This window comes from Streptomyces katrae, assembly GCF_000717655.1.
Classification (GTDB): domain Bacteria; phylum Actinomycetota; class Actinomycetes; order Streptomycetales; family Streptomycetaceae; genus Streptomyces; species Streptomyces katrae_B.
This window is the reverse complement of record NZ_JNZY01000052.1, coordinates 25,740-32,192: the sequence shown is the minus strand read 5'-3', so window position 1 is coordinate 32,192 and position 6,453 is coordinate 25,740. Positions and strand designations below refer to the sequence as shown.

At 69.4% G+C, this 6,453-nt stretch carries 7 protein-coding genes and 1 pseudogene; 2 read left to right on the top strand and 6 right to left on the bottom strand.

What is annotated here, in order from left to right; all coding sequences use genetic code 11:
* Positions 1–142: pseudogene (locus IF09_RS45245) on the top strand (3-isopropylmalate dehydrogenase); the annotation flags it as partial.
* Positions 143–239: 97 nt separating this feature from the next.
* Complete coding sequence (locus tag IF09_RS0135970; RefSeq protein ID WP_030303196.1) at positions 240–626, top strand: cupin domain-containing protein; 387 nt, start codon at positions 240–242, stop codon at positions 624–626.
* Between the two features lie 19 nt (positions 627–645).
* Here the strand turns inward: IF09_RS0135970 and IF09_RS0135965 are convergent, their stop codons facing one another.
* From IF09_RS0135965 to IF09_RS0135940, 6 genes are all read right to left on the bottom strand, one after another.
* Positions 646–1,407, bottom strand: a complete 762-nt coding sequence (locus IF09_RS0135965) for a thioesterase II family protein (protein WP_037636978.1) — start codon at positions 1,405–1,407, stop codon at positions 646–648.
* Between the two features lie 5 nt (positions 1,408–1,412).
* Positions 1,413–2,693: an aminotransferase class I/II-fold pyridoxal phosphate-dependent enzyme gene (locus IF09_RS0135960; RefSeq protein WP_158710155.1), complete on the bottom strand. Its 1,281-nt coding sequence runs from the start codon at positions 2,691–2,693 to the stop codon at positions 1,413–1,415.
* Positions 2,694–2,803: 110 nt separating this feature from the next.
* Positions 2,804–3,031 (bottom strand): phosphopantetheine-binding protein, encoded by a 228-nt coding sequence (locus IF09_RS0135955; RefSeq protein WP_030303191.1) that lies wholly within the window; start codon positions 3,029–3,031, stop codon positions 2,804–2,806.
* 39 nt (positions 3,032–3,070) lie between these two features.
* Positions 3,071–4,024 carry a chlorinating enzyme gene (locus IF09_RS0135950; protein ID WP_051833509.1) on the bottom strand — a complete coding sequence of 318 codons (954 nt, stop codon included), beginning with the start codon at positions 4,022–4,024 and terminating at the stop codon, positions 3,071–3,073.
* Positions 4,025–4,131: 107 nt separating this feature from the next.
* Complete coding sequence (locus tag IF09_RS0135945) at positions 4,132–5,682, bottom strand: amino acid adenylation domain-containing protein (RefSeq protein WP_030303183.1); 1,551 nt, start codon at positions 5,680–5,682, stop codon at positions 4,132–4,134.
* Positions 5,683–5,773: 91 nt separating this feature from the next.
* Entirely contained in the window at positions 5,774–6,427 is a 654-nt protein-coding gene (locus IF09_RS0135940) for a hypothetical protein (RefSeq protein ID WP_030303181.1), read from the bottom strand.
* Between the last annotated feature and the right edge of the window lie 26 nt (positions 6,428–6,453).

The window sequence follows — 6,453 nt, the reverse complement described above, 5'->3', positions numbered from 1 at the left end:
CCTCCTGCTGCGCCACCTCGGCCACGAGACCCAGGCCGCCCGCATCGAGGACGCCGTCACCGCCGACCTCGCGGAGCGCGACGGAACCTTCCGCACCACGGAGGAGATCGGCGACGCGCTCGCCGTGCGGGCCGCCGTCTAGGGGCGCATCTCCCACCCACCCCGTGTGCCGCCCCCGGTCGCTCCGGCCAGGGCGGCACACGCCTGTCCAAACCGCGGCATTCAAGGAGCCTGAACACATGATGACCGGACCGGTGAACATCCAGAGGACCCTCGATTCCTTCAGCGAGCTCTGGAGTCCGCGCATCGTCGCCCAGTTCAACGACTACGACGTCCGGGTGGCGAAATTCCACGGCGCATACCTGTGGCACTCCCACCAGGACACCGACGAGCTCTTCATCGTCGCGGCCGGACGGCTGGTCATCCACCTGCGGGAGGACGGTGTGGAACGCTGCGTGACACTCCACCGGGGGGACACCTACGTCGTGCCGCGGGGCATCGAGCACAAGCCGGTGTCCGATGAGGAATCGCACATCATCGAGCCGACGGGCACGCTGACGGTCGGGGACACCCACGAGGAAATTCCCGACCACGTCGACGCGACCGCCGGGCACCACGTCGGCTGACGGCGCCGTTTCGTACGGTTCATGCATCAAGTGGCTGCCGGCCCCGGCGCGCCGCAAGGATTTCCGCGCAGACCGCTTCGAGCACGTCGTCCTCGCACTCGCGCAGGTAGTGGTGGCCGCCGGGGAACGTCCGCACCCGCACGCCGGCGGTCGTGGCCGCGCTCCACGCGGACAGCCGGGAAACCGGGCACGTGTCGTCGCTCTCGCCGCCGAACACGGTCAGCGGCGCCCGCAGCGGGGTCAGCCGCTCGGGCCGGTACCGGTCCAGCAGAGCCAGATCCGCCCGCAGGGGCGGAAGGATCAGCGGCAGCAGCTCCGGATGGTCGAGCACCGCCGCGTCCGGACCGCCCAGTCGGCGCATCGCAGCGACGAGGTCCTCGTCACTCAGCCGGTGCCGGTGCTCCCCGTCGATCAAGTGGGGCGCCGGCCTGGCGGACACGAAGACGTGTTCCGCCACGAACCCGTGCTCGCGCTCGAGGATGCCGGCGACCTCGTAGGCCAGGCCGGTGCCCATGCTGTGCCCGAAGAAGAACATCGGGAGGTCCAGGAGCGGCCGCAGCGCGTCCGCCACCTGCTCGGCCATCGTGGCCATGTCCCCGATCGGCTCCTCGCCCAGCCTGTCCTGCCGGCCCGGGTACTGCACGGCGATCAACTCCACGCCGGCCGGCAGCCGGCCGCCCCAGCCGGCGAACGACGCGGCGGTGCCGCCCGCGTGCGGCAGGCAGACGAGCCGGCTGACCGCTGTCTCCTGCGCCGCACGGCGGCGCAGCCACTTGCCCATGGTCGTCACTCTCCGGTTCCCGCGCTCGCGCGCAGCTCTTCGAGCGCTTCACCCAGCCGGACGATGCCGTCGGCCACGGCCCATTCGTCCGGACTCAGGCTCAGTCTGATGCAGCGCTTGCCGTGCGTGCCGAGGAACGGTGTGTCCAGCGGCTCGACGAAGAAGTGCCGGCCGGGGACGATGAACATCTGCCTTCGCTTGAGGAACTCGTACAGCGTCAGGTCGTCGAACCAGTCGTGGTCGATCCACAGCCAGCAGAACATCCCCCCGTCGCTGGAGTGCAGCCGCCAGTTCAGGTCGTCCGGGAGGGATTCGGCGAGCAGGGCCTCGGCCATCGCCCGCTTGGCCCGGTAGTAGGGCTTGATGTGGCGCTCGGAGATCACGTCGATCTGCCGGGTCGTCAACGAGCGTTCGACGACGGCCTGGAGCAGTTGCGGCGCGTGCAGTGTCGTGTTGGCGATGAAGGACACCATCGGGTCGATCAGGTCGGCCGGGCCGATCGCGAAGGCGATCCGCTCGCCGGGCAGCCCCGCCTTCGACAGCGTGAAGAGGTTGATGACGTGCGAATGCAGCACGGGGGCGAGCCTCGTCCGAACCACCTGGGGGAAGGGCTCCCCGTAGGCGTGGTCGAGCACCAGGGGCACGTCGCGCTCTTCGGCGGTGGCGATCAGCGTCTTCAGCTCGGACGCCTCGATGCTGCTGCCGGTCGGGTTCGCCGGGTTGGACAGCAGCATCATGCCCATGCGGGTCTGCCGGGCCAGGGCCTCTGTGTCCAGGCTGTAGTGGAACGAGTGGGATCCCTCGGGCACGATCAACGGCTCGATGCCGACCGTGCCGCCGGGGTCCGGGCTGAGTCCCTGGTAACCGGTGTAGTCGGGCAGGCGGGGCAGCACCAGTGGCTGCAGCACGCCGTCCGCGTCCGGGCCGGTGTACAGACTGGTCGCGATGAACGACAGCATTTGGCTGCCGGGCCCGACGACCACGTTCTCCGGCCCGATCGACCAGCCGTAGGTGAGGTTGAAGTAGTCGACGATGGCTTCGACGAGGGTGGCGGTGCCGCGCGAGGGCCCGTACCGGGTGCTGGACTCGACGAACCGGTCGTCCAGGGCCTCACGGGTGAGGCGGTGCCAGGCCTCGACGACCTCGGGGATGTGCGAGGGGTTGCCCGGACTGAGGTTGAGCCATTCGTCGTCGCCCGCGTCCCGGTCGGCCGCGGCGATGTCCTCCATGATGCTGCGGATGCCCGACAGGCGGGACATCTGCCGGCCCCGACTCGATAGCTGCACTGGGGGATCTTCCTGTAGTGGTGGGAGATGAACCGGCTGCGACGCCGGGGACAGGCTGTGGAGCCCTGTCCCCGGCGTCGCAGCAAGGTCTGGCGGCAGCGGAGCCGGGATCAGGCGGCCGCGGGGGCCGTCTCGATGTGCTCGGAGATCGCCGCGACCGTGGACTTGCGGAAGAGCTGGTCCATCGCGACCTCGATGCCGAGCTCGGAGAGGATCGCGCGCTGGATCCGGGTCATGATCAGTGAGTGCCCGCCGAGGTCGAAGAAGTCGTCCGTGTCGGCGAACTCCTCGAGCTTGAGCTCACGGCTCCAAATGGCGTGGATCTTGGTTGCGATCACGTTCTGGGTCCTTTTCGGTGAAGGGGAAGGGGAGGGGGGTCAGTTCGCGGTCCAGCCGAACGGGGTGCCGTGGTTGTTCTCGGTGCGGATCCGGTTGTGGTCGTAGCGGTTCTCACCGGCCACGACGACGCTGCCGTACTCGGACAGGTCGAACGTCGCACCGTGGGCGCTGAAGGAGTCCTGGCCCGGGTAGACGCGCACGTGTGTGGGGACGTACCGGCTGGCGATCGCGAAGCGGGTCTCGCGCTCGGTGTTGTTCGGGGTGGAGCCGTGCACGCACGACGCCGTGAAGATGACGGCTTCGCCCGGCTGCATCTCCAGCTCGACGACGTCCTCGGGGCGCGGCTCCCACTTCGGGTCGATCTTGAAGTCGGCGAAGTCGTAGCCGAAGAAGCCGGTGTCGGAGTGGGCGACGTCGTAGTCCGCGCCACGGCCGGCCTGAGTGGCCTTGTGCTCGTCGAAGATCCAGTCACGCTGCGAACCGCGCACGAACTTCATGCAGGCCCTGTCCTTGGTGGCCGGCGTGAAGGTCGTCCAGACGGTGATGTCGATGTAGGCGTTCCAGTCCGACTCGGTCGGCAGGAGCTGCGGCTTGCCGTTGGCGTAGCTGTAGTCGCGCACCTGGTGCCACTCGGTCGCCTTGGCGCCCGGGAACTTGGGGAACCACTCGGTCCGCCAGTTCAGTACGTCCGGGCCGAGGATGGCCGTGAGGTACTTGACGATCGTCGGGTGGGTGATGTGCCGGCTGAGCTCCGGGATGTCGAAGTGCCGGTCGTAGTTGACGCTGTTCTTGTACAGGGCGCGCGAGGCGTCCTGGTTGTTGATCCGGATCTCGCGGATCAGGGCAGCGGCCTCCTCCGGCTCGTACAGCTTGATCGGGCCGGTGAAGCCGTCGAGGCTGAACTGCTCGATGTTCGCCTTGATGTCCTCGGGGACGATCGCGTTGCCGGAGATCTGGGCGGCCGGGGTCGGGCGCTGCTGGTCGATGGTCATGCGGATGCTGTTCCTTTGCTCGAAAGCCACGCGTGCGGAAAAGAAGGTTTCTGGAGCGCTCGCCGAGGACGCGGGCGAGCGGGCAGGTGGGCCGCTGAGGGCCTGCGTCAGCCGGCGGCCAGGGCCCGCCGGTCGGTCTTGCCGTTCGGGTTCAGCGGGAAGGCGTCGAGGACCGTGAACTCCTGCGGCACCATGTTCCGGGGCAGGGTGCCGAGCAGGTCGCGGTAGAGCGCCCGGGTGTCGAGACCGTCGGCCGCGGGCAGCACGAAGCCCACCAGACGCAGCTCGCCCGAGTCGTCCGGAACCGCGAGGACCACGGCGTCGTCGACGAGCGGGTGGGACCGGACCCCGTGTTCCACGTCTCCCAGGTCCATCCGCATGCCGCGGATCTTGACCTGGGCGTCGACGCGGCCGACCACCACCAGTTCCCCGTCCGGGGTGACGTAGCCGCGGTCACCGGTCCGGTAGGTCCTGACGGCGCCGTCGCCCGTGTCCCGGTCGGTGAACCGGCGGGTGTCGGCCGCAGAGGCGTTGAGGTAGCCGGCGCTGACGCTGAGGCCCGAGATGCAGATCTCTCCGGTCTCGCCGTCCGGCACCTCGTTCGACTCGTCGTCGAGGAGGTGGATCTCGGTGTTGTACACGGGCTCTCCCACCGGCGTCGCGGTGCCCCGGTAGCGGGCGTAGTCCGCGAGCACGTGGGAGGTCGCCACGTCCGTGCACTCGGCCACCCCGTACTGGTGCAGCAGGACGCAGGAGTTGCCTTCCCGGCCGGCCCAGTCCTCGACCCGGGAGACCGTGAGCGGCTCCCCGCCGATGAAGACGTGGCCCACCCGGGTCAGTGCGTCGGTGCCCAGGGCCTGTTCGTGCTCGATGAGCACGTACAAGGTGCTCGGCGCGCAGTGCAGCTGCCGCACGCCGTGGGTCTCGATCAGGCGGTAGGCCATGCCCGGGTCGAAGATGCGGCTGGGCAGCAGGTGGAGGGTGGCACCGCAGAACAGCGGCGCCATCAGTCCGCGCTGGCTGATGTCGAAGCCGAAGGAGCTGACGGTGAGCCCGCTCGAACCGCTGCCCAGACCGTACTCGACCCGCAGCCACTCGAGGAGGTTGTACCAGCCCTCGTGGCGCACGGCGGTGGCCTTGGGCGTTCCGGTGGAGCCGGAGGTGAACACGACGTAGCACAGGTCGTCGTTGGAGAGGTCGACGACCGGATCCGTGGCGGGCAGGGCGTCGAGCTGCCCACCGAGCTCGTCGATGACGACGAGATCGCCCGGCGCCCCGGCGACCAGGGCGCGGGTGTCGGCCGAGACCACGTTGAGCTTGATCTCGTCGAGCTGGGACACCATCAGCCGGAGCCGCTCGGCGGGGTAGGTGGGGTCCAGCGGCACGTAGGCGGCGCCGGCCTTCATGGTCCCGAGGATCGCGACCATGAGCTCGGGCGTACGGTCCAGGCATACGCCGATCACGGAGCCCCGGCCCGCACCGAGAGCGATGAGGTGGTGGGCGAACCGGTTGGCCCGTGCGTTCAGCTCGGCGAAGCTCAGCTCTTCGGCGCCGCACGTCAGCGCGGGCCGGTCGGGGTGCTGCCGGGCGTGGGTCTCGAAGACCCGGTGCACGAGCAGGTCGGGTGGAAGCGCCAGGCGCCTGCCTATGAGGGACATACGGGGTCCGTTCCTCTCCAGTGTCCTGGACTGTGGGAATGCGGGAATGCGGGGAATGGGGGAAGGCTGCGGAGCGGGACGGCCGGGGCCTTCAGGCGGCGGCGAGGGCCGACCTGCTGACCAGCACGCTCTCGTCGTACTCGAGCAGGTACCGGTAGAAGGGGTGGCTGGCACGGAAGCCGCGGGCCACGAGCCTGCTGACGTTCAGCCGGTACACCGGGGGCGCCCCTTCCGCTCCCGAGCCGTCCGCCGGTACGAAGCCGAGCTGGGTGAGCTTGTCGACCGCCCGCCGGTCGGCGGCCTCCACCACGACATCGCTCACCTCGTGCGAGACCGCCCACTGCAGACAGCCCTTGAACAGGCCTCCGAGGACGCCGAAGGGAAGCTCCGGCAGGACCGTGCCGGCGAACTCGGGGCGCACCACCGGAAGGCGGCACTGCACCAGCCGGCCGCTGTGCCGCAGGACACCCGCCAGCTCGGGCCACTGGGTCAGCGGCAGCCCCAGCGGCGAGTAGGCGACGAGTTCCGCGCCGGCGACCAGGCCGCCGTCGACCATCACGAGCATGTGGGTGGTGTGCGGGGCGAACGGGTCGCCGACGGGCACTGCTGCGGGGAAACCGAGCAGGTCACGGTCGCCGCGCCCGCGCAGGCTGTCGATGCCCAGCAGGTCGAAGTCGCTGTGCGCCGTGTACACGAAGCAGTCTCGGCCGGGATCCTTCTTGCTTTCGACGAAGGTGAGGTCCATCTCTCAGCTCACAGGGTGCGGGTTCG